This window comes from Moritella dasanensis ArB 0140, from assembly GCF_000276805.1.
Classification (GTDB): domain Bacteria; phylum Pseudomonadota; class Gammaproteobacteria; order Enterobacterales; family Moritellaceae; genus Moritella; species Moritella dasanensis.
Genome location: NZ_AKXQ01000008.1, coordinates 52,444 through 72,393, shown reverse-complemented (window position 1 = coordinate 72,393; position 19,950 = coordinate 52,444). Strand labels below are relative to the sequence as shown.

The window sequence follows — 19,950 nt, the reverse complement described above, 5'->3', positions numbered from 1 at the left end:
TGATGCCACAAAAACACCCAAATGCAAATAAGATCCATTATCATTTGCATTTACCTTTTCATTCCGTATTATGTCCACATCATTTTATAATTGATAACTTAATCACTATGTATCAGCACACTACACAACAGCAGGTAATCGCTTCTATCACAGCATTAATGGCAGAAGATGACGGAATTCCGGTTTCATCCATGGCTCAGCAGCTCGATTTAACTGAAGGTGAAGTCACATTTGCACTGCCTAAAACACAAGTAATGCAGGTCGCAGGTCAATATTGTGAACAAGTATTGAGTGTGTTACCAAGCTGGGGAAAGGTCACAACAATAGTGCATTCTTGTGGGTCAATATTCGAATTCAAAAACCCCTTTCCAAATGGCAAAGTCGGACATGGTTATTACAATATAATGGGAAAAGAAGGTCTACACGGACATTTGAAAATTGATCAGGTCGCCAATATAGCCTTTGTCAGCAAACCATTTAGAGGCATGGAAAGTCATTACATTGGCTTCTATACCCAACAAGGCCAGTGCGTTTTCAAAGTTTACTTAGGCCGAGACAAAACCAGACAACTATTTCCAGAGCAAGTATCAGCATTTACCACTTTAAAGCAAAAATTAAGTATCCAAACGGAGTTACAACAATGATCACTAAACAACAACGCATCGAAAATCGCATCAGCCCTGAAATTCAAGAATTTAAGCAGCAATGTAAAACCCTGCAAATGGCAACGCTATCTTCAGGCATGCCACATGTGAGTTATGCACCGTTCACTTACAATAAAGCCGGTTTTTATATTTTGGTTAGTGATGTTGCTCAACACGGACAGAATTTAAAACACTCACAAAATGTATCAATCATGCTTATCGAAGATGAAAGTAATTCTAAGCAGTTGTATACTCGCCGCCGCTTAACGTTTGATACTACAGCAAAATTAATAGCAAAAAACTCGACTATTGGTCAGCAAGCAATCTTAGATTTAAGCCAACGTTTTGGTGACATCATTGATAATTTAGCTGGTCTTAAAGACTTTAACCTTTATCAATTAACACCTGAAAAAGGCCGTTTTGTGAAAGGTTTTGGTAAAGCATTTGATATTTCTGGCGACGATATGATTGATATTGTGCATTTAAATGAAGGTCATGTGAAAGCTAATCAAGATCAGTAAGGTAAGTCAGATCAGATCTGCAAACTTAATAATAAAAGCCATTAAATTAAAGTTAAACATGGAAGAGTCTAGAATCATGAATCAGGCGAATTTAAAAGTGAGTAACACACGACCTCATATAACAACGTTAAAACCATTAGCCTATATTATCGCGGCTATTTGCTACGCCCCTATTATGACTTACGCTGCAGATGATACTACCTTTACCTTTGATGAAGTTGTTGTGTCGGCGACACGTTCAGAGCAAAAATTAAAGGATGTGTCATCGTCGGTTAGCACCAGTAACGCACAAAAAATTGATGCGCAAATGGCGACTGACTTGAAAGACGTTTTAAACACAGAGCCCGGCGTTTCGATGGAAGGTCAAGGTAGATTTGGTCTCAGTAGTTTTAATATTCGTGGGCAGGATGGAAATCATGTCAAAGTCATTATCGATGGTATTCAACAAACCTCAATTTATAATACCGGTATGGGTGACGATGATGTCATGCGTAAAGGTCAAAACACCATTGAAATAGATACCTTACAAACAGTTGAAGTAAACAAAGGCCCCTCTTCTAGTTTATATGGTAGTGATGCCTTAGGTGGCGCGGTTATTATGCGTACCAAAAACCCTAGCGATCTGTTAGATGACGCTGAAGAGACATCGTTTAGCAGTGTTAAAACGGGTTATGCAAGTGTCGATGACAGCTTTAAATCGACTGCAACCATGGCTGGTCGTTCTGGTAAATGGGAATCGTTATTCATGTATACCTATAAAACAGGCCATGAGACCCAAACTCACAGCAGTGGTGCTGACATTCAAGGCCCAGACCGAGGTCAAGCTGATCCTTTTGATATTAAATCTGATAACTTTTTAGGTAAAGTATTTTATCAAGTAAACGATGCCCATAAAATAGGCCTTACTTTAGAAAATTATAACAGTACAAGCGATGGCGATATTCTGTCAAAAGAAGGGAAAAACTTAGCGCCTGGTTACACTTATACCCAAAACACGGCCAGTGATGCTGATGAAAGACAGCGCATCAGTATTGAACATAAGTGGACGGCAAACAATGCTGCCTTCGACACGCTTGACTGGAATCTTTCTTATCAGCAAAGTGCGTCAGAGCATGACAACTTTGATCATACAACGGCTAAAGGTTACCGCAACAGACAACGTAACGGTGATGAGCAATCAACCCAGTTTAATGCTCAATTTGATAAAGCCTTTGAATTAGCTAATAGCTATCATGAAGTCATTTACGGCTTATCTTATCTCAATAACAGCTTTAAGTTAGATTACACTGATTACCTGTTCAAAAATGCAAGTGTTACCCCTGCTAATCCAGAAGTACCATCTGCATCGTCTGATACTTGGGGTCTATTTATACAGGATCAAGGTTTCTACTTTGACGAAAAATTAGTCATCAATATGGGGCTGCGTTACGACTCTTATACAACGGATCCAGACGCTTCAGCAACGACTTCATTTGAGAAAAATACCAATGATGCTTTAACAGGTCGACTTGGCGGTGTTTACCATTTCACCGATCAGCTAAGTACATTCGCTAATATCAGTCAGGGCTTTAAATCGCCGTCACTTGATCAGTTGTATTACAGCCGTCTGAATACAGGTCATGGTTATAGCATTATATCAAACCCTGATTTAAAACCTGAAGAAAGCTTGGGTTATGAAATTGGTTCTCGCTTTGCCAATGATCACGGTCGTATCGAGTTAGCTGCCTACTACAATGATTACAAAAACTTTATTGAGCAGACTGAACTGGCACCAGATGCAAATGGCATTGTCTACACCAATGAGAATATTGCTCAAGCACGTATTTATGGTGCCGAGTTAAAATCGCAACTGAGCTTTGATTCATTATTGACAAGCACACCGGGTTTTTATGGTTCATTTAATGTCGCGTATTCACAAGGTGAAGATAAAGCAACGGGTAAAAGTATTGACTCTATTGCCCCGTTAACAACCAATGTAGCTTTGGGTTACGATGCTCAAGACAACACATTTGGCGGCGAATTATCAACACAATGGATGGCTGAAAAATCAGGCTCAGACTGGAAAGATAGCAACAACGTCGATGCACCTAGCGCTATCGTCACCGACATTACCGTATACGTTCGTCCGACGACAGACCTGACGTTACGCGCGGGTATATTTAACGTTACTGATGAAAAGTACTGGTTATACAGTAACCTTAAAGATAAAAAAGCCAGTGACCAAGGCTTAGAACGCCGCACTGAACCTGGACGTAATTGGGGGATAAACGCAGAATACATTTTCTAATTTATTCATAATTTTAGAAGCCTAAATGAAAAAGCCTGCTATTCCAGCAGGCTTTTTATTACAATTATTTATCTCGATAAATCTAACTTAATCTCGCCTCGTTTAACATATGAAAATCCCAAAGAGTAAATGAACTAAACGTTAACCAATTCAATGTGATTTTTCTTCAATATAGTCTTGGATAACACAACGGGAATAGCTTTCGAAATGGGTGTATCACTCAGGTCTCCTTTGCCATCGATAGAGACCAAGGGATTCGTTTCAGGAAAATAAGCGGCAATATTACCCTCTGGAATGTCATAAGCCACCAGCTTAAAACCAAACACTTTACGTTCAATGCCATCGGGCCAAAGCGATTCAATATCGACTAATTGGTTATTCTCCATGCCTAATGCGCTGATGTCATTTTCGTTAATAAAAAGCACTTTACGTTCGCCAGAAATACCACGGTAGCGATCATCAAAACCATAAATAGTGGTATTGTATTGGTCGTGTGAGCGCATGGTTTGTAATACCAATACCGGATCCTGACTAAGCTCTCGTAAGTTTGCTGGCAGTAAATGAACAGGCAGATCATGACGCATAAATTGGGCTTTTTTAGAGACAGTTCGCCATACTCTTTCAGCCACACTGTTACCCAAATAGAAACCGCCCGGCTGTGCTATTTTACGATTAAAGTCACTGAAGCCAGGAATACTTTTTTCAATTAAATCGCGGATCCGCGCATAATCTTCAATAACCCAATCCCAATCAATTGGCTGCTTGCCTAACGTTGCAGCTGCAATACCGGCAATAATCGCCGGCTCAGAACGCATTTCACCGGTATCACCTTCCACGACACCCGCAGAGGCATGCACCATACTAAACGAGTCTTCAACAGTGATACTTTGTGGCCCCGATGCTTGCATATCAACATCGGTGCGCCCTAGGCAAGGTAATATCAGTGCGTCTTTACCATATACCAAATGCGTACGGTTGAGTTTGGTGGCTATATTAACCGTCAAATTACAATTTGAGAGTGCTTGCTGTGTTAATGCTGTGTCTGGCGTTGCTGCCGCAAAATTACCGCCTAAACCAATAAATACTTTACTCTCCCCAGCCAGCATCGCTTTGATCGCCGCAACGGTATTATGTCCGGGTGCTGTGGGCGCTTGAAAATCAAATGCGCTAGAGAGGCTACTGATAAATGCCGCCGTTGGTTTTTCATCAATACCCATGGTGCGATCGCCTTGCACATTACTGTGCCCACGCACTGGACACAATCCCGCGCCTGGTTGTCCCAATTGGCCAAACAAGAGTTGTAAGTTAGCGATTTCTTGAATGGTTTTTACTGAATGTTTATGCTGCGTAATACCCATCGCCCAGGTAATAATAACGCGTTTAGATTGACGATAAATAGTAGCAGCTTGTTCTATTTCCGATTGTAATAATCCTGCCTGCTCGGTTATTTCATCCCATGGCGTCGCTTTAACGGCGGTGAGGTATTCATCAAGTCCTTGAGTATGTTCAGCAATAAATGCATGGTCGAATATAGAGGGTAGTCCGGCGTCTAACTCGGCTTTATCAAGTACATAAAGTGCTTTGACCATACCGCGTACAACGGCCATGTCGCCACCGAGTTTCGGCGTGAAATAACACTGACTAATTTGGGTCGAACCATCGGTGAGCATTTCGGTCACTGATTGTGGATTAGTAAAACGCTCTAGACCGCGTTCTTTTAGGGTGTTAAAAGTCACCACAGCCGCGCCCCGACGCGATGCCTGTCGAAGTGTATCGAGCATGCGCGGATGGTTTGTACCTGGGTTTTGACCAAACACAAAAATAGCATCGGCATGTTCAAAGTCTTCTAGCGTCACAGTCCCTTTACCGATACCAATGGCTTGCTTTAAACCTACTCCACTGGCTTCGTGACACATATTGGAACAATCTGGAAAGTTATTCGTGCCAAACTTACGCACAAAAAGTTGATATAAAAAGGCCGCTTCATTGCTTGCTCGACCGGATGTATAAAACTCGGCTTGATTAGGGTGTTCAAGGGCATTCAGATGTTCGGCGATTAAGGTGTACGCCTGCTGCCAACTCACCGCTTCATAGCAATCTGTTGCACTGTTGTACTTAACGGGATGACTCAACCGCCCTTGCGACTCTAAGAAGTAATCACTTTGTTGTGTTAACCAACTGACGGGATGTTGTGCGAAAAAGGCGGGCGTTACACGTCGACTGGTTGCTTCCCAGTTCACGGCTTTAGCGCCATTTTCACAAAATTTAAACCGCGTTTGCTCTTTCGATTCGCCCCATGCACAGCCTGGGCAATCAAAGCCTTTGTCTTGATTTGTTTTCAGTAAGTTGCGAATGTTGCGCGACACATTTTCACTTTTCACCAGATGTTTAGTCGTGCTTAATAAGGCACCCCAGCCACCCGCTGAGCCTTCGTATTTTTTAATTGTCATGTTGATCTCTATATCGAATAGTCTATATAAGAAGGCCTATATCAAATAGCCAGTATAAGAAGGTCTTTATAAAAAGGTCTATAGCAGCGGTGCTATATCGGTCTTTAGATTTAAGCGAAAAGCACCATGGTAGATGTTGAACCCACCGTCACGGCAAAAGCCAATCAGCGTTAAGTTGAAGCGTTTAGCCATGTTAATCGCCAGATTAGAAGGTGCGCCCACAGCGATCAGTACTGAAATACCTGAAACCAGTACTTTTTGCACCAACTCAAAACTAATTCGACCGCTTAGAAATACCACTTTACCTTGCGGATCAAGCGTTGCACTTCTTGCTAGTTTTCCCATCAATTTGTCTAAGGCATTGTGACGACCAACATCTTCACAGCTTAGTAGCAACTCACCTTGTGCATCGAATAAGGCGCAGCCATGCACCCCACCGGTTTGATTAAACATCGATTGGTATTGACGAAGTTGCTCACTAAAATGAGGAATAACATGACCTGACAACCAAGCAGCCGTCGGATCTAAGTCGGGCATATTACGTAGTTCTAAAGACTTGATTGATGACTTACCACACACGCCACAACTGGAAAAAGAGGTAGTATCACGATTGATTAACGCCCAATCGACAACAACATCAGGCGATAGCTGTACATCAATTTCGTTTTGGCGAATGTCATTGTGGTAAATGTCGTTTTGGCCTATTTCATTTTCGAGAGTGTCATCTAAATCAACTTGCTCATTAATGCCAATAATATCGCTAGCACTGTTAATAATGCCTTCGGCCAATAATAAACCGGTAACCAGATTAAGATCCTCACCCGGTGTACGCATCGTCACTAAGTAAACGCGTTCTTGCTCTTTGCCCACACTGTCACTATAAATAAGGCGTATCTCTAAAGGTTCTTCTATGATCACAGCATCGATTGCAAGGCTGACGTTTACGCCATTAATATGTTGAAGAGAACATGTCGCAACACCAGCCTGATATGAGGAGTGTGTGTTTACAGATGTACTGAATTGATGATTGTTAGGCGTACCGAGCTGGCTATCCACATTAAAGGCGGCGTATTTAACAACTGAGGCGTGGTTTTCGGGATGTTTTTTTTGTTCAGCCATAGTGATGCTTCACTCTAATCGATTGATGTTAAAAACCACTAGGCGCCACAAGGCTTTTTTACGGTGATCTTTAACATACGCAAAATAAGATCTTCACACTACCTTTTGTATAACAATAAACATAACTGGAAATTTCTTTCATTTGATAAGTAAAAGCTATCAGCTCGCGCAGCGTAAGGTAAACAAAGGGTTGCTGGATTCAAGCAATAAGTGCAGCACGCACGAGGAATATCAAATTTAGGCATGCTGCTATTCTGTGATGGCGGTTAACCTCTCGATTTTAGTATCTCGTTAATCGGCGCGGGTTTGCCAATCCCATAACCTTGCGCATAATCGACGCCCATTTCTTGTAATCGCTGCCTGATAGCATCACTTTCAACAAACTCGGCAATCGTTTTCATGCCCATGACATGACCAATATCATTGATTGATTTAACCATAGCTTCATCTATCGGATCGTCCAAAATATCTTTAACAAACATGCCGTCGATCTTCAATGTACACACAGGTAAATTCTTCAAGTAGGCAAATGAAGACAAACCACTGCCAAAATCATCCAGTGCAAACTGACAACCAAAATCACGTAATGTTTTGATAAATGAAGTCGCGTCTCGCAAATTACTGATCGCGGCTGTTTCTGTTATTTCAAACTTGATCATGCTTGGTGGTAAATTATGTAATGTGATCTGCTGCATGATATGACGAAGTAGCGTCTGATTCCCCAATGATGTACCGGACAGGTTGATGGCGAGATGATCAACATGGTCTAAATGCTGTAAATGTAGTTCCATCCAAGCAAAGGTGTGATCGACGACCCACCTGTCTATAGCGTCGGATAAATTATAACGTTCTGCCGCGGGTAAAAATGCACCAGGCGGCACAATGACACCCTTTCGAGTACGCAGACGCAGCAACACTTCATAGATAGGCTTTTTAGACGAGTCTGAAAGCGATACAATCGGTTGTGCATAGAGTTCAAATCTATTCTCATATAATGCGTATTTTAATTCATTAACCCAACGGAATTCACCATCACGTTTAACTAACAATGCATCCTCAGAATGATAAATATGAATACGGTTACGCCCTAAATCTTTAGCGGCATAACAAGCAGAATCAACACCGATTAATATTTCGGTAATATTTTTAGTTTGACGGTTTATTTCAGCCAAGCCGATACTCGCACCGATACTGAATATGTTTTTTTCCCACATAAACTGAAAGTTCGCAATTAATGCCAATATACCCTGCGCCTTTGTCTCGGCTTGCACAAGATTACATTGCGTCATTAAAATGGCAAATTCATCACCGCCTAACCGAGCTAATATATCTTGTGGTTCAATATGTCTACTTAACAACATACCTAATTGGCGTAACAGTTCATCTCCAGCCATATGACCGCAAGTATCATTGATAATTTTAAACTGATCTAAGTCTAAGAAGCATAATGCATGAGTAGTATTATCTTGTTGGGCTGACGAGATATTCTTCCCAAGTAGCTCCTCAAACTCATAACGATTAATTAACCCTGTCAACATGTCGTGCGTCGCTTGATAGGATATTTTTTGTGACGACATTCGGGCTTTGGTTACATCGACTTGTATACCAATAAAATGGGTTATAACGCCCTCATTTTTGACCGGGACAATACAGACTTGAGCCCAGAATAATTCACCACTTTTCTTACAGTTTTTTAATTCACCACGCCATTCATCACCTGCTAATATCGTTGCCCATAGATCTTTATAAACACGGTCAGGGGTATCTTTTGAACGAAAAACATTGGCTTTTTTACCAATAACTTCGGTTCCAGTATAACCAGTGGTGACTGTAAACTTTGGATTTACATACTCAATGAGACCGCTAGTATCCGTTATAAAGATACTCTCAGGGCTGTATTCAACAACCGTAGATAGTTTTTTGAAATTTGCTGTATTTTGCTGTATTTCAGTTATGTCATTATAAACACCGATACCACCGTCTAACTCTCCAGCACTGGAATAAAGCGGGACGAAATTGGCATGTATATGCATAAAGCGTTGGCCAGATACCGATGTATAAGGGCCTTCATATCTACTCACTTTACCTTGTAGCGACTGCTTCACCATGTTGAGCATTTCAATGTTTTGAAGCTTTTCCAGCATGTTAAAGCCAATAAGCGTATCCCGATCTGCTCGGAGAATTTCCTCAAAACGTCGATTGGTTTTTTTGATCACACCATTATTATCATAGTGGAATATACCAACGGGAGAATGGTCAAAAATGGATGTGAGCTTCGCTTCACTTTCAACCAACTCAGATGTTTGTTTTGCTACTTTTTGGGCCAAAATTTTCATCTGCCGGCGAGGTTCAGAACTAAGCACAATAAATAACGGGGTGGCAAACAATAAAAATAACGCAGAGATAATTAAAGTGAGGTATAAGTTTTCATTTAATAACGAATCAATATAGTCAATTGAAAGATCGGCACCAACAATATATACGCTACCATCATCTGCCTTCATTGGAATAAGGATACTACGAAAATCGCCCCACTTATCGCTACTTTGATGAATTTGGCTTTGGTTATTCTTAAAGATGGCCGCAATATCAGTTGCTGCGTCGTCGTAATGCTCAAAATAGTTAAACGCAAACGTATTAGTATTCAGCTCAGCGTCAGAAGCACTTGAGCTGGTATAGAAAATGGCATTATCTCGCAATATCAATGTATAAAGATACACAATATCAGTGCGCTGAGTATATTCAGATAAAGTTAAGGTAATAGCAAGATCTTGTTGTTTAGACAGATCGGTTTTGCTCATTTCCTGATGGTGAAAGCCTTTGGGTAAGATAGCGGGGATAAGTAATGCTGCATTTTTAAGATCTTGATCCAAAAAGGAATACAGATGTTTCTTTTCTTTAAAGTAATTTAATTCCGAAAAAATGAATACCCATATGACATAAATCGCAATAGCAACGTAGATCCGAAAGCTATTTTTTACTGGCAGGAACAAAAGATAATACCACTGTGAATCATAAACTATCATATTGAATTGTTAATTATAACAATGCAAATGAACGCAATAAGTTACAGCCGTTAACATACTAATCTATGATCTGGCACAATATGCGCGCAATGATCTATCCTATTAATTAGTATGAAATTTACACAAACGCTATTTTTGAAGGGATAATCATGAAAATTATACTTTTCACTACTTTTCTTTTACTCAGTAACCTTACCCATTCAGCCTCGTTAACAGCGGGCAGTAAGTCTGTGGGAATAAAACTAGGCGGTGCTTCAATTGGTTCCGAGAACTACACCATTGCGGGCGCTTCAATTAACTATTTTGCCTTAGATAACCTTGCTGTTGGTGCTGCTTATGAATACTGGTTTTCAGGTAAGCCTACAGTTTCAAAAGCAACTGTAGAGTCCACCTATTACATTCCCGCATCAGCACAATTTAAACCCTATGTGGGTTTGCTATACAGCCGTTACTTTGTCGAAGATAACAGTGATATAGATGCGTATGGTTATCGTGTTGGCATCGCTTATATTAACTCGCCTATGTTCTTTAGTGCCGGTCTTCGCCAAGAAAAATACACATCAGACAGAGCGATATTTTCTAACGAAGACGCGACTGGCGAATTTATGATTGGTTTTTCATTTTAGAAAAGCCAATCATATTTGATACTTAAGTTTAAATGCTCACGCTATTGCAGTGATCTTTATAGGCATTTATTACGTATGAATTATACGTGTGTATCCATCTTAGGTAGCGAGTTAACAATGCCAAAATATATAGGAAAAAGAGTGCCGACCTCTAAGCTTTCACGAATGTCTAAATTGGGCGGTTTAGTTGTGCAAGTGGTAGGCAACGTCGCCTTGGAGGGGGTTAAGCAGTTTTCTCAAGGGAAAACACCGACATTGTCTAAGTTACTATTAACACCTCGAAATATTGAAAATCTAGCCGATAAACTCGCCCAGTTACGGGGCGCCGCGATGAAAGTCGGACAGTTGTTATCGATGGATGCGGGTGATTTACTACCAAAAGAACTTAGCACTTTACTCAGTAAGCTACGCTCTGATGCCCACCCAATGCCGTATAAACAACTTCGAAGAGTATTAACAGATAATTGGGGGCAAGACTGGCTTGATCAATTTAGCCAGTTTGAATTAAAACCTTTCGCTTCAGCTTCAATAGGCCAAGTACATTTAGCCTATGGCGACCATGGCGAAAAGTTAGCTGTAAAAGTGCAATACCCAGGCGTGCGTCAATCAATCGATGCAGATGTCGATAATGTTGCCATCCTTTTAAAATTATCGGGGTTATTGCCAGAACAAATTTCGCTAGATTCTTTACTTGATGAAGCTAAAAAACAACTTAAAGTAGAAGCGGATTACCAGCAAGAAGCGGCCTTCAATCGTCGTTATGGTTTATTACTTGGGCAAGACCCGCATTTTATCATTCCAGAAGTGTTATTAGACCAATGTACTGACAATATTCTCTTAATGACTTATGTCGATGGTAGAACCATAGAGCAAGCTGTTAATCAATCTCAGCAACAAAGGGACAACATAGCAACCCAACTTATTCGATTGTTTTTTGCCGAGTTATTCGACTTTAAACTAATGCAAACCGACCCTAATTTCGCCAACTACTTATACCAAGCCGAACAACAAAAAATAGTGTTACTTGATTTTGGTGCCACCCGAGATATCCCACCTGCAATTAGCCAAGGCTACCTCGCTTTAATTCATGCCGCTAGCCGAGGCGACCGCCCTGCGATGCAACAAGCGGCAGAGCACATAGGATTTTTTGGTCAAGATATCGATAACGACTACCTGCAACAGGTTTTAAGCACGTTTATAATCGCAACCGAGCCTTTGCAGTGCCAGGAAGAGTATGATTTTGCCAGTACCGATTTAGCTTATCGCATTAAACAAGCTGGCATGGCGATAAATAACAGACAAGACCAATGGCATACACCACCTGTCGATGCGATCTTTATCCATCGTAAGTTGGCTGGATTATATTTATTGGCAGCGAGACTAAATGCCAAAGTCAATGTGTCTGCATTATTCGAACCTTATGTGGATAAAATGGATATAAGCAGTGAGCAAGAACATATGATTGAAACGCATAGTTGAAGTTAGTAGTACAGATCTTCTAAAACCAAAAAAGCCTGCTATCTAAGCAGGCTTTCATCTTTCTATATACTTTTAACTGGCACTAACACCATTAACTCAAACATAACACCACATTCAAGTTAAAACTGTCTATCTTGTAACAGACGATGTTGTAACGGTCTAAAGTGCAGCAGCTTCAACGTCCGCTACAAGCGCGTTTATTTGCGCGATATTGTCTGTCATTTCAGCACGGAAATCATCAGCAACAGTTTTAACAGGTAGCGTAAGGTAAGTTTCAAGCTGTACAACTAACAACTTCAATAACGCCGAGTAAGTCGCTGTGTTTTGCTCTTCTTCTAACGCTAACAATGCAGAACTAATTGCAAAGTGTTGTGTTTTTGGTTGGTCTGCTTTCGCTAAATGCTTATTTACTTTTAACTCAGCGTAATCAACAAATTGTAATTTAACGTCGATGTCGTTGTTTAGCTTTTCTAAAAATTGTGTATTATCAGTCATATGTAGGCCCTTGTTTTTAAATGCTTACTTAAACCAATAAGCAGCAATAATTTGAAAAACGTTGTAACGAAAAAAGCCTGCTCAATGAGCAGGCTTTTTCGAATTCCAATTACTTGGAATAAATAAGTGGTCGGTGATAGAGGATTCGAACCTCTGACCCCCTGGTCCCAAACCAGGTGCGCTACCAAGCTGCGCTAATCACCGAACATGGTGCGGAAGGAGAGACTTGAACTCTCACACCCTAAGATACTAGAACCTAAATCTAGCGCGTCTACCAATTCCGCCACTCCCGCACTAACTATCAACTTATCAGCAGGTAATACTGACAAGGGTCGATAACATCACCTTAGCGTGTTATCAAATATGGGGCGACTGAAGGGGATTGAACCCTCGACAACCGGAATCACAATCCGGGGCTCTACCAACTGAGCTACAACCGCCACAAACTTTTACATCAACCCGTTTTGGTAAACGAATCAACTCTCTACTTTTACATAGATAATATGGTGACCCCTATAGGATTCGAACCTATGGCCTACGGCTTAGAAGGCCGTTGCTCTATCCAACTGAGCTAAGGAGTCGTGGTCGGTGATAGAGGATTCGAACCTCTGACCCCCTGGTCCCAAACCAGGTGCGCTACCAAGCTGCGCTAATCACCGAACGTTGGAGGCAATGCCTTGTCAACGAGGTGGATATTACAGAGTTGGACTGAACTCGTCAAACTTTTTTAATGCCTCTATTCATTCTGCTCATTAGTTATACGACAAATGTAATAAACACCGCAATATGTAGAATTTAACTGCAAAATAACGCTTGTTCGCTGTTTTCACTCAAATATTGAGCTCTTTTAACTCACTGGTGAACTGTTTAGTCAATATCACTCTAGCCCAGCCAATGCGGTTCGTAGGTTATTCAAAGCGCCCACAGAAAAACCGCGATCATAAAAGTAAACAATCTCATTATTGCTATTTAACAAGATGATACGCGCGTTATTCGGATTTTCATTACCCGTGTACGCCTGCATTTTTTCGCCGTCGTTATATAAAGTGATCACCCCACCCCATAATTCCTTCGGTATTCCGCGTCGCATACCGTTATTAATCATAGAACTGAACATTTTTGGAAACATACCTTGGATAGCAGGTAATTCGTAAATGTCGACAAGTGTACTCGTCATGTCTAATCCGATTAACCAACGGTCAATATCAAACTGGGTATCTTGTTTATAACCCACCAGCAATAACGTCGGTTTATTGCCAAATAAATCGGGCATCGACACATCTTGTTTTTCCAGCGTCTGCCCAGAAAAAGTCGGCAATACCTGCCCCACTAACGATTGATTGCTGTAACTCGACGAACAGCCAACCAGTAATACCGTTAATGCGATAAAGATCCATTTTAATTTATCCATGTTCACCTGCTTATAGTTAGAGTTGAGAATGAGGTTCTAAGTCATTGTATGCCTGGTCAATACGCCGGTATTTATCACTTCGATCACTGTGAATGTTATTTATTCACTTATTAATCGTTAATTACTCTCTCACTATTCACTCCTTATGCACTCCTTATGCACTCCTTATGCATTCCTTATAAAACAAGTGCACCCAATATAAATGATCGATTCCAGGCATCCGCACGTATTGTAGAGTGTCAGATTAATTCGAGGCACTACTTATGATGTTAGCAATCTTTCCCTTACCTATCGTATTACTCCCCGGCGGGGTAACACGCTTGAGTATATTTGAACCCAAATACATGCGTCTAGTAACAGAGTCTTATCGAAATGGCGGCTTTGCTTTATTACCCTATAACCAATCAAAAACGGATAGCACTTTAGCAACCGCGGATCACAGCATCGCAGCTTGGGTCGAAATCATTGATTTTAATACATCTGACGACGGCTTGCTGAGCATCGATATCAAGGCCAAGCGATTAATTGAAATAACGGCCGTCGAATCTGATGTCGATGGTTTGCTCAAAGGACGTTATCACGAGCTGCAGCATTGGCCTGACAGTAATGAAGTCAGTAACATTGACCAAAATAATAGCCAAAATAGAAAGTTAACCTCAGTATTAAGCGCCATCTTTGAGGAACATCAAAACTTAGCCTCGCTTTACCCTCACGCCAATGGACAAGACCTACGCTGGGTATGTGCGCGCTTTATCGAACTATTACCCCTCGACATTAAACATAAAATTAACTTTATGGCGCCAGAAAGCTTTGAACAATGCTTAGCCTTCTTGCATACTACAATTAATGGACATAATAATGCGCCTGCCTAACTTATTTAAATAAGTTATAGAAATAAAGTGATCGATGTTATTCATCGTCACGTATGACTCTTTACGCATGGCTACATTATATGAAGAATCCAGATGATAAATCCGATAAGTATAAGTAATTCACCTCGCGTCAATTACGTAACTAAAAAGTTCATAATGGAAGATGACGAAACACAACAACTAAGTACCTGCTTAGTTAAAATCGGCAATGCACGAGATAAAGTAGCCTTTGCAACTTTGTTCAAATGGTTTGCGCCCAAAATAATCCGCTTTGGTATCAAAACATTAAATACCGAGGCGCATGCCAAGGAATTGTTGCAAGAAACAATGACCAAAGTATGGAAGAAAGCCCATACCTACGATGATACCAAAGGTAAAGCCAGCACCTGGGTGTATACCGTTATGCGTAACGTGTCTTTTGATATGCTCAGAAAAATCCAATCTAACAAAGAAGATACCATTAGTGATGATATCTGGCCTATGCTCGACAGCGATGAAAACAGTAATGAAGATGCTTACCCCGATCACCTGATGAGCCGAACCATGTCCGTTCATGTTGATCAGTTACCCGAAAACCAGAAACAAATAATTAAGGGTGTGTACTTCAACGAACTGTCGCAAGAACAACTGGCTAAGCAACTTGATATCCCGGTCGGTACCGTAAAATCAAGATTACGCCTAGCGCTCGCCAAGTTAAAACAGTATATCGGAGAAGATTCATGATTAAATATCACCCTAGCCATGAGTTACTCGATACCTTCGTGACAGGTCAACTACCTGCCTCGTTCAGTGCTGCTATCGCAATGCATACTGAGCTTTGCGAGATTTGTCGAAACAAAGTAGCGCAGTTAGAGTCAACTCATGCAACAAGTACCTTCATTTCATCAGCTGCCGACGAAGAGTCTGATTTGACAGCTGACATGTTATTTAATGACTGGGAAATAGACAGTTTAATCTGCTCGATCACTGGCAATGATGAGATAATTCATGCGACAGCGGCAGTACCGCAGGCTATTAGCTTTAACCACACTGAATATCTACTACCGCGCGCATTACAACATATCGCCTTAGGTAAACAGCTTAACGTAGGCAAGTTGACCCGTTCTCGGTTAGATCTTAATGAAGGTGCGATACACGCAAGTTTACTGCATATTCAAGCTGGCGGCAGCATTCCCAACCATACGCACAAAGGTACTGAGTTAACCTTGTTACTCGAAGGTAGTTTTGAAGATGAAATGGGCACCTACAATAAAGGTGATTTTATTGTGCTCAATAATAAGCATACCCATAGCCCCACGACTCAGCAAGGTTGTCTCTGTTATACCGTGGTAGATAGTCCACTGACATTTACTGACGGCATAGCCAAAATACTTAACCCCCTCGGAAACTTTATCTATTAAATCAACGGCAGTTTATTGTAATTAATTGATAAACTGTCGTAAATTGTTATGCACCCTCCCATTATTTTCGCTACACTTTTCTTTAGTATCACAACTCTTTTCATTACGACAATTAAATGACTCATTTAATGAATCATTCATGTGATCCTTTTTCTGCTTCCAACCGTATTAAAGACATAACACTTATAAATAGCACTTACACAGTCTATTTATAAATAGTACTTAATCATTAGATGGAATTAACAATGATAAATACCTCGCTAAGTAATACGACATTGGAACAAGATCAAGGACAGTGGCTCAATCATTTTATTGAAATCTACACACGTTTAAATAAAGCAAACTTGCACACCCTTGCAGACATTTATCATGATGATATTCAATTTCAAGATCCTTTGCATAAAGTAGCGGGGATTACCCAGCTGATCACTTACTTTGAAAACCTGTATACCAACTTAATCACCTGCACATTCGATATCACCCACCAACTGCTTAACGATAAAGAAGCCGCTATTTATTGGCATATGACCTACGTTCATCCGAAATTAAATGCCGGCAAAGCCATCACCGTATCGGGTCATTCACACCTTAAAGCAGTCGACGGTAAAGTGATATATCACCGTGATTATCTCGATGTCGGCGCAATGTTATACGAACATATTCCTGTTCTTGGTAAAGCCGTCCGTTATTTAAAAAAGCATGTTGGATGAAGCGCATTCATAAGGAGTACAACTCATGAAATCGATATTAATTACAGGCGCATCATCAGGTATTGGGGCAGCGTTAGCCACTCATTACGCCGACAAGGGTTATCAAGTATTTGCTGGCGGTCGTAATATTCAACGACTGAATAAACTCAGCGCGGGATATGACAATATCACCCCCTTGGTTTGCGACGTGACATCGAAACAGAGTATCACCGAGGCAAGTTTAAACTTACCGCCATTAGATGTACTGATTCTTAATGCAGGTGGCTGTGAGTATATTGATGATGCTAAAGATTTTGACGGTGATTTATTTGCCCGCATCATCACCACCAATTTAATTTCCGTTGGTTACTGCTTGCAAGCCTGGTTAAAATTAATAAAATCAGGTGGTAAATTGGCATTAACTAGCTCTAGCGCAGCGTTCCTCCCCCTCCCTCGCGCCGAGGCGTACGGTGCGTCAAAAGCTGGACTCAGTTACCTTGCAAAAACATTAAGCATAGATTTAAAGGCCCATAACATTCATGTGTCCGTTATTCATCCGGGGTTTGTTGATACACCATTAACGCAAAAAAATACCTTTGTGATGCCCCAGATTGTCACAGCAGAACGCGCCGCAAGTTATATCGCCTCCGGACTGGATAACAACAAGGTTGAAATTAACTTCCCGCGTTATTTTATTTGGATCATGAAAATCATTCGTTTGTTGCCTTTTTCATTATGGCAAAGAATAGCCCTGAGAATGTCTTAAGGCTATTGTTATCAACAAATACTGAACATAAATACTAAAGAATATAGCGCCTAAAACTGACAATGACATCTAACCAAATACAGAATATCTGTCGACAAAGAGCACTACAAGGAAGTTGAATTATGAAAAAGAATATTGCAATTATCGGTACCGGCATCTCCGGACTCACCAGTGCTTATTTATTAAATCAGCAACATAACATCCGTGTATTTGAAAAAAATGATTACATCGGCGGCCATACCGCAACCAAAGACATTCATTACGATGGTCAAGATTATGCCATTGATACAGGTTTTATCGTGTGTAACAACAAAACCTACCCGTATTTTTTAAAGTTACTCGAACAACTCAATGTGCCATTACAAGACACCGAGATGAGCTTTAGCGTATTCAACAAGAATAATAATTTGGAATACAATGGTTGTGATTTAAATGGTTTATTTTCACAACGTCGGAATATTTTCAACTTGAAATTTTGGCGGTTAATCTCAGAAATTTTGAATTTTAACAAACGTTGTAAAGCCCATTATCATGCCGATGATATTAGTGACGAACATACGCTAGGGGCATTCTTAACTGAAAACGGTTTTTCCGATTACTTTTGTCAGAATTATATTTTGCCGATGGGCGCAGCCATTTGGTCCACCAGCTTAAACGAAATGAAAGATTTCCAACTGAAATTCTTTGTGCGTTTTTTCTTTAATCATGGCTTGCTCAATATCCAAGACAGACCTCAGTGGTACGTGATCCCTGGTGGCTCACGAGAATATATCACCCCGCTGATTGCATCATTCAAAGACAAGATCCAATTAAACAGCAATATTACCCGTGTCAGCCGAACCACAACCCATGTAACGATACAATTCGCAGATGGCAGTGAACAGCTGTTTGATGAAGTGGTATTTGCTTGCCATTCCGATCAAGCGTTAACCTTACTCGCTGATCCATCAGTGCAAGAAACCGCTATTTTAGGCGCGATCCCTTATAGCCGTAATGAAGTGGTGCTACACACAGATATTAATATTCTGCCTAGAAATACCCGTTCATGGGCAAGTTGGAATTATTTACTCAGTGCAGATAAACAAGCGCAGCTCACCAAGCCATCTTGCGTGACTTACAACATGAATATACTGCAGGGCATTGAATCAAAACATACCTTCTGTGTGACCTTGAATCAAACCGAACAAATTGAACCACAAAAAATCATTCAAAAATTTGTCTATCACCACCCAGTATTTAATCACCTCAGCTTAGCGGCGCAACAACGTCGAGATGAAATTTGTGGTCAAAACCGCACCCACTTCACTGGTGCTTACTGGCACCATGGTTTCCATGAAGACGGCGTCAACAGTGCCGTTATCGTAGCGAAACGCTTTGGTATTAGCTTATGACAGACACAAACTATCACAGTGGTCTTTACCAAGGTTCAGTCACCCATCGCCGCTTTAGCCCACGGAAAAACAGCTTTACTTATCAGATAGCCATGCTCGGCATAGATCTCGACGAACTCGATGATGTTATTGCCCAACATTGGTTATTGGGTAAAAACTGGTTTAATCCAATCCGCTTTTTTGAAAAAGATTACTTAAAAAATGATCCTGGTACGCTGCGCCAACGTATAGAAAATAAAGTAGCTAAACTGGGGGGCGATTGGGATGGCTCGAGGGTATTGATGTTAGCCCAATGTCGTTGTTTGGGAATTTATTTTAGCCCGATTAACTTGTACTACTGTTTTGAGCAATCTGGTGACTGTAAATACATGTTAGCCGAAGTCAGTAATACCCCTTGGAACCAACGCCATTACTATCTGGTTGATATGCACTCTAGCGCACTAACGCCAAAAGAGTTTCATGTGTCCCCGTTTATGACGTTGGATATGAAATACCGCTGGCGGTTAACGGCACCTGGACAGAAAGTGAAGGTCAACATCGACAACATTGGTTTAAACAGCACTGATTTAAACCATACGGGTTTAAAAAATAATAAGCTGTTTGATGTATCAATGCGCTTAGACAAAACCAAAATAACAACAATTGAACTTGGTAAGAGCTGGATAACGTTACCCTTTAGTGTCATCAAAGTATTGATCTTGATTTACTGGCAAGCACTTAAATTAGTAGCTAAACGTATCCCCTTTATCTCTTATCAGAAGCACGGAGATTAAT

General features: G+C 40.8%; 17 protein-coding genes and 5 tRNA genes. 12 read left to right on the top strand and 10 right to left on the bottom strand.

The window, feature by feature from the left end; genetic code table 11:
• The first annotated feature begins 2 nt into the window (after positions 1 to 2).
• The 3 genes from hutX to A923_RS0108440 all read left to right on the top strand — a co-directional run bounded on the left by hutX (position 3) and on the right by A923_RS0108440 (position 3,452).
• Positions 3 to 644 carry a heme utilization cystosolic carrier protein HutX gene (gene hutX / locus A923_RS0108450; protein WP_237716191.1) on the top strand — a complete coding sequence of 214 codons (642 nt, stop codon included), beginning with the start codon at positions 3 to 5 and terminating at the stop codon, positions 642 to 644.
• The gene (gene hutZ, locus A923_RS0108445) at positions 641 to 1,165 is read left to right on the top strand and encodes a heme utilization protein HutZ (protein WP_017221230.1); all 525 of its coding nucleotides are present in this window, start codon (positions 641 to 643) and stop codon (positions 1,163 to 1,165) included. The genes hutX and hutZ overlap by 4 nt, the downstream gene beginning before the upstream one ends.
• A 76-nt stretch (positions 1,166 to 1,241) precedes the next feature.
• A complete protein-coding gene (locus A923_RS0108440) occupies positions 1,242 to 3,452 on the top strand; it encodes a TonB-dependent hemoglobin/transferrin/lactoferrin family receptor (protein WP_017221229.1) in 2,211 nt (736 codons plus the stop codon).
• A 134-nt stretch (positions 3,453 to 3,586) separates the two neighbouring features.
• On the opposite strand, the gene A923_RS0108435 is transcribed toward A923_RS0108440, so the two are convergent.
• From A923_RS0108435 to A923_RS22120, 3 genes are all read right to left on the bottom strand, one after another.
• A complete protein-coding gene (locus tag A923_RS0108435) occupies positions 3,587 to 5,902 on the bottom strand; it encodes an FdhF/YdeP family oxidoreductase (RefSeq protein ID WP_017221228.1) in 2,316 nt (771 codons plus the stop codon).
• A 78-nt stretch (positions 5,903 to 5,980) separates the two neighbouring features.
• Positions 5,981 to 7,021, bottom strand: coding sequence for a formate dehydrogenase accessory sulfurtransferase FdhD (gene fdhD, locus A923_RS0108430; RefSeq protein WP_017221227.1), 1,041 nt, complete (start codon positions 7,019 to 7,021; stop codon positions 5,981 to 5,983).
• Between the two features lie 266 nt (positions 7,022 to 7,287).
• The gene (locus A923_RS22120; RefSeq protein WP_026006150.1) at positions 7,288 to 10,014 is read right to left on the bottom strand and encodes a sensor domain-containing protein; all 2,727 of its coding nucleotides are present in this window, start codon (positions 10,012 to 10,014) and stop codon (positions 7,288 to 7,290) included.
• Between the two features lie 182 nt (positions 10,015 to 10,196).
• Here A923_RS22120 and A923_RS0108420 point away from each other — a divergent pair, with 182 nt between their 5' ends.
• Positions 10,197 to 10,673 carry a hypothetical protein gene (locus A923_RS0108420; protein ID WP_017221225.1) on the top strand — a complete coding sequence of 159 codons (477 nt, stop codon included), beginning with the start codon at positions 10,197 to 10,199 and terminating at the stop codon, positions 10,671 to 10,673.
• A gap of 117 nt (positions 10,674 to 10,790) precedes the next feature.
• A complete protein-coding gene (locus tag A923_RS0108415; protein ID WP_051039731.1) occupies positions 10,791 to 12,152 on the top strand; it encodes an ABC1 kinase family protein in 1,362 nt (453 codons plus the stop codon).
• A gap of 159 nt (positions 12,153 to 12,311) precedes the next feature.
• Here A923_RS0108415 and A923_RS0108410 read toward each other — a convergent pair whose 3' ends face one another.
• The 7 genes from A923_RS0108410 to A923_RS0108380 form a co-directional block, all read right to left on the bottom strand.
• The gene (locus A923_RS0108410) at positions 12,312 to 12,647 is read right to left on the bottom strand and encodes a hypothetical protein (protein ID WP_017221223.1); all 336 of its coding nucleotides are present in this window, start codon (positions 12,645 to 12,647) and stop codon (positions 12,312 to 12,314) included.
• A 127-nt stretch (positions 12,648 to 12,774) separates the two neighbouring features.
• Positions 12,775 to 12,851, bottom strand: a tRNA-Pro gene (locus tag A923_RS0108405).
• 4 nt (positions 12,852 to 12,855) lie between these two features.
• Positions 12,856 to 12,940, bottom strand: a tRNA-Leu gene (locus tag A923_RS0108400).
• A 71-nt stretch (positions 12,941 to 13,011) separates the two neighbouring features.
• Positions 13,012 to 13,087, bottom strand: a tRNA-His gene (locus A923_RS0108395).
• Between the two features lie 64 nt (positions 13,088 to 13,151).
• Positions 13,152 to 13,228 (bottom strand) — tRNA-Arg (locus A923_RS0108390).
• Position 13,229: 1 nt separating this feature from the next.
• A tRNA-Pro gene (locus A923_RS0108385) sits at positions 13,230 to 13,306 on the bottom strand.
• 218 nt (positions 13,307 to 13,524) lie between these two features.
• A complete protein-coding gene (locus A923_RS0108380) occupies positions 13,525 to 14,058 on the bottom strand; it encodes a hypothetical protein (RefSeq protein ID WP_017221222.1) in 534 nt (177 codons plus the stop codon).
• 263 nt (positions 14,059 to 14,321) lie between these two features.
• On the opposite strand from A923_RS0108380, the gene A923_RS0108375 reads away from it, so the two are divergent.
• The 7 genes from A923_RS0108375 to A923_RS0108345 all read left to right on the top strand — a co-directional run bounded on the left by A923_RS0108375 (position 14,322) and on the right by A923_RS0108345 (position 19,949).
• On the top strand, positions 14,322 to 14,930 hold the full coding sequence (locus A923_RS0108375; protein WP_017221221.1) for an LON peptidase substrate-binding domain-containing protein: 609 nt from the start codon (positions 14,322 to 14,324) through the stop codon (positions 14,928 to 14,930).
• Between the two features lie 156 nt (positions 14,931 to 15,086).
• Entirely contained in the window at positions 15,087 to 15,653 is a 567-nt protein-coding gene (locus A923_RS0108370) for a sigma-70 family RNA polymerase sigma factor (RefSeq protein WP_017221220.1), read from the top strand.
• Positions 15,650 to 16,330: a ChrR family anti-sigma-E factor gene (locus A923_RS0108365; RefSeq protein WP_017221219.1), complete on the top strand. Its 681-nt coding sequence runs from the start codon at positions 15,650 to 15,652 to the stop codon at positions 16,328 to 16,330. The genes A923_RS0108370 and A923_RS0108365 overlap by 4 nt, the downstream gene beginning before the upstream one ends.
• A 245-nt stretch (positions 16,331 to 16,575) precedes the next feature.
• Positions 16,576 to 17,040, top strand: coding sequence for a nuclear transport factor 2 family protein (locus A923_RS0108360; RefSeq protein WP_017221218.1), 465 nt, complete (start codon positions 16,576 to 16,578; stop codon positions 17,038 to 17,040).
• Positions 17,041 to 17,065: 25 nt separating this feature from the next.
• Positions 17,066 to 17,785: an SDR family NAD(P)-dependent oxidoreductase gene (locus tag A923_RS0108355; protein ID WP_017221217.1), complete on the top strand. Its 720-nt coding sequence runs from the start codon at positions 17,066 to 17,068 to the stop codon at positions 17,783 to 17,785.
• 122 nt (positions 17,786 to 17,907) lie between these two features.
• On the top strand, positions 17,908 to 19,176 hold the full coding sequence (locus A923_RS0108350) for an NAD(P)/FAD-dependent oxidoreductase (RefSeq protein ID WP_017221216.1): 1,269 nt from the start codon (positions 17,908 to 17,910) through the stop codon (positions 19,174 to 19,176).
• Positions 19,173 to 19,949 carry a DUF1365 domain-containing protein gene (locus A923_RS0108345; protein WP_017221215.1) on the top strand — a complete coding sequence of 259 codons (777 nt, stop codon included), beginning with the start codon at positions 19,173 to 19,175 and terminating at the stop codon, positions 19,947 to 19,949. Before A923_RS0108350 ends, A923_RS0108345 begins: the two co-directional genes overlap by 4 nt.
• The last annotated feature ends 1 nt before the right edge of the window (position 19,950 follow it).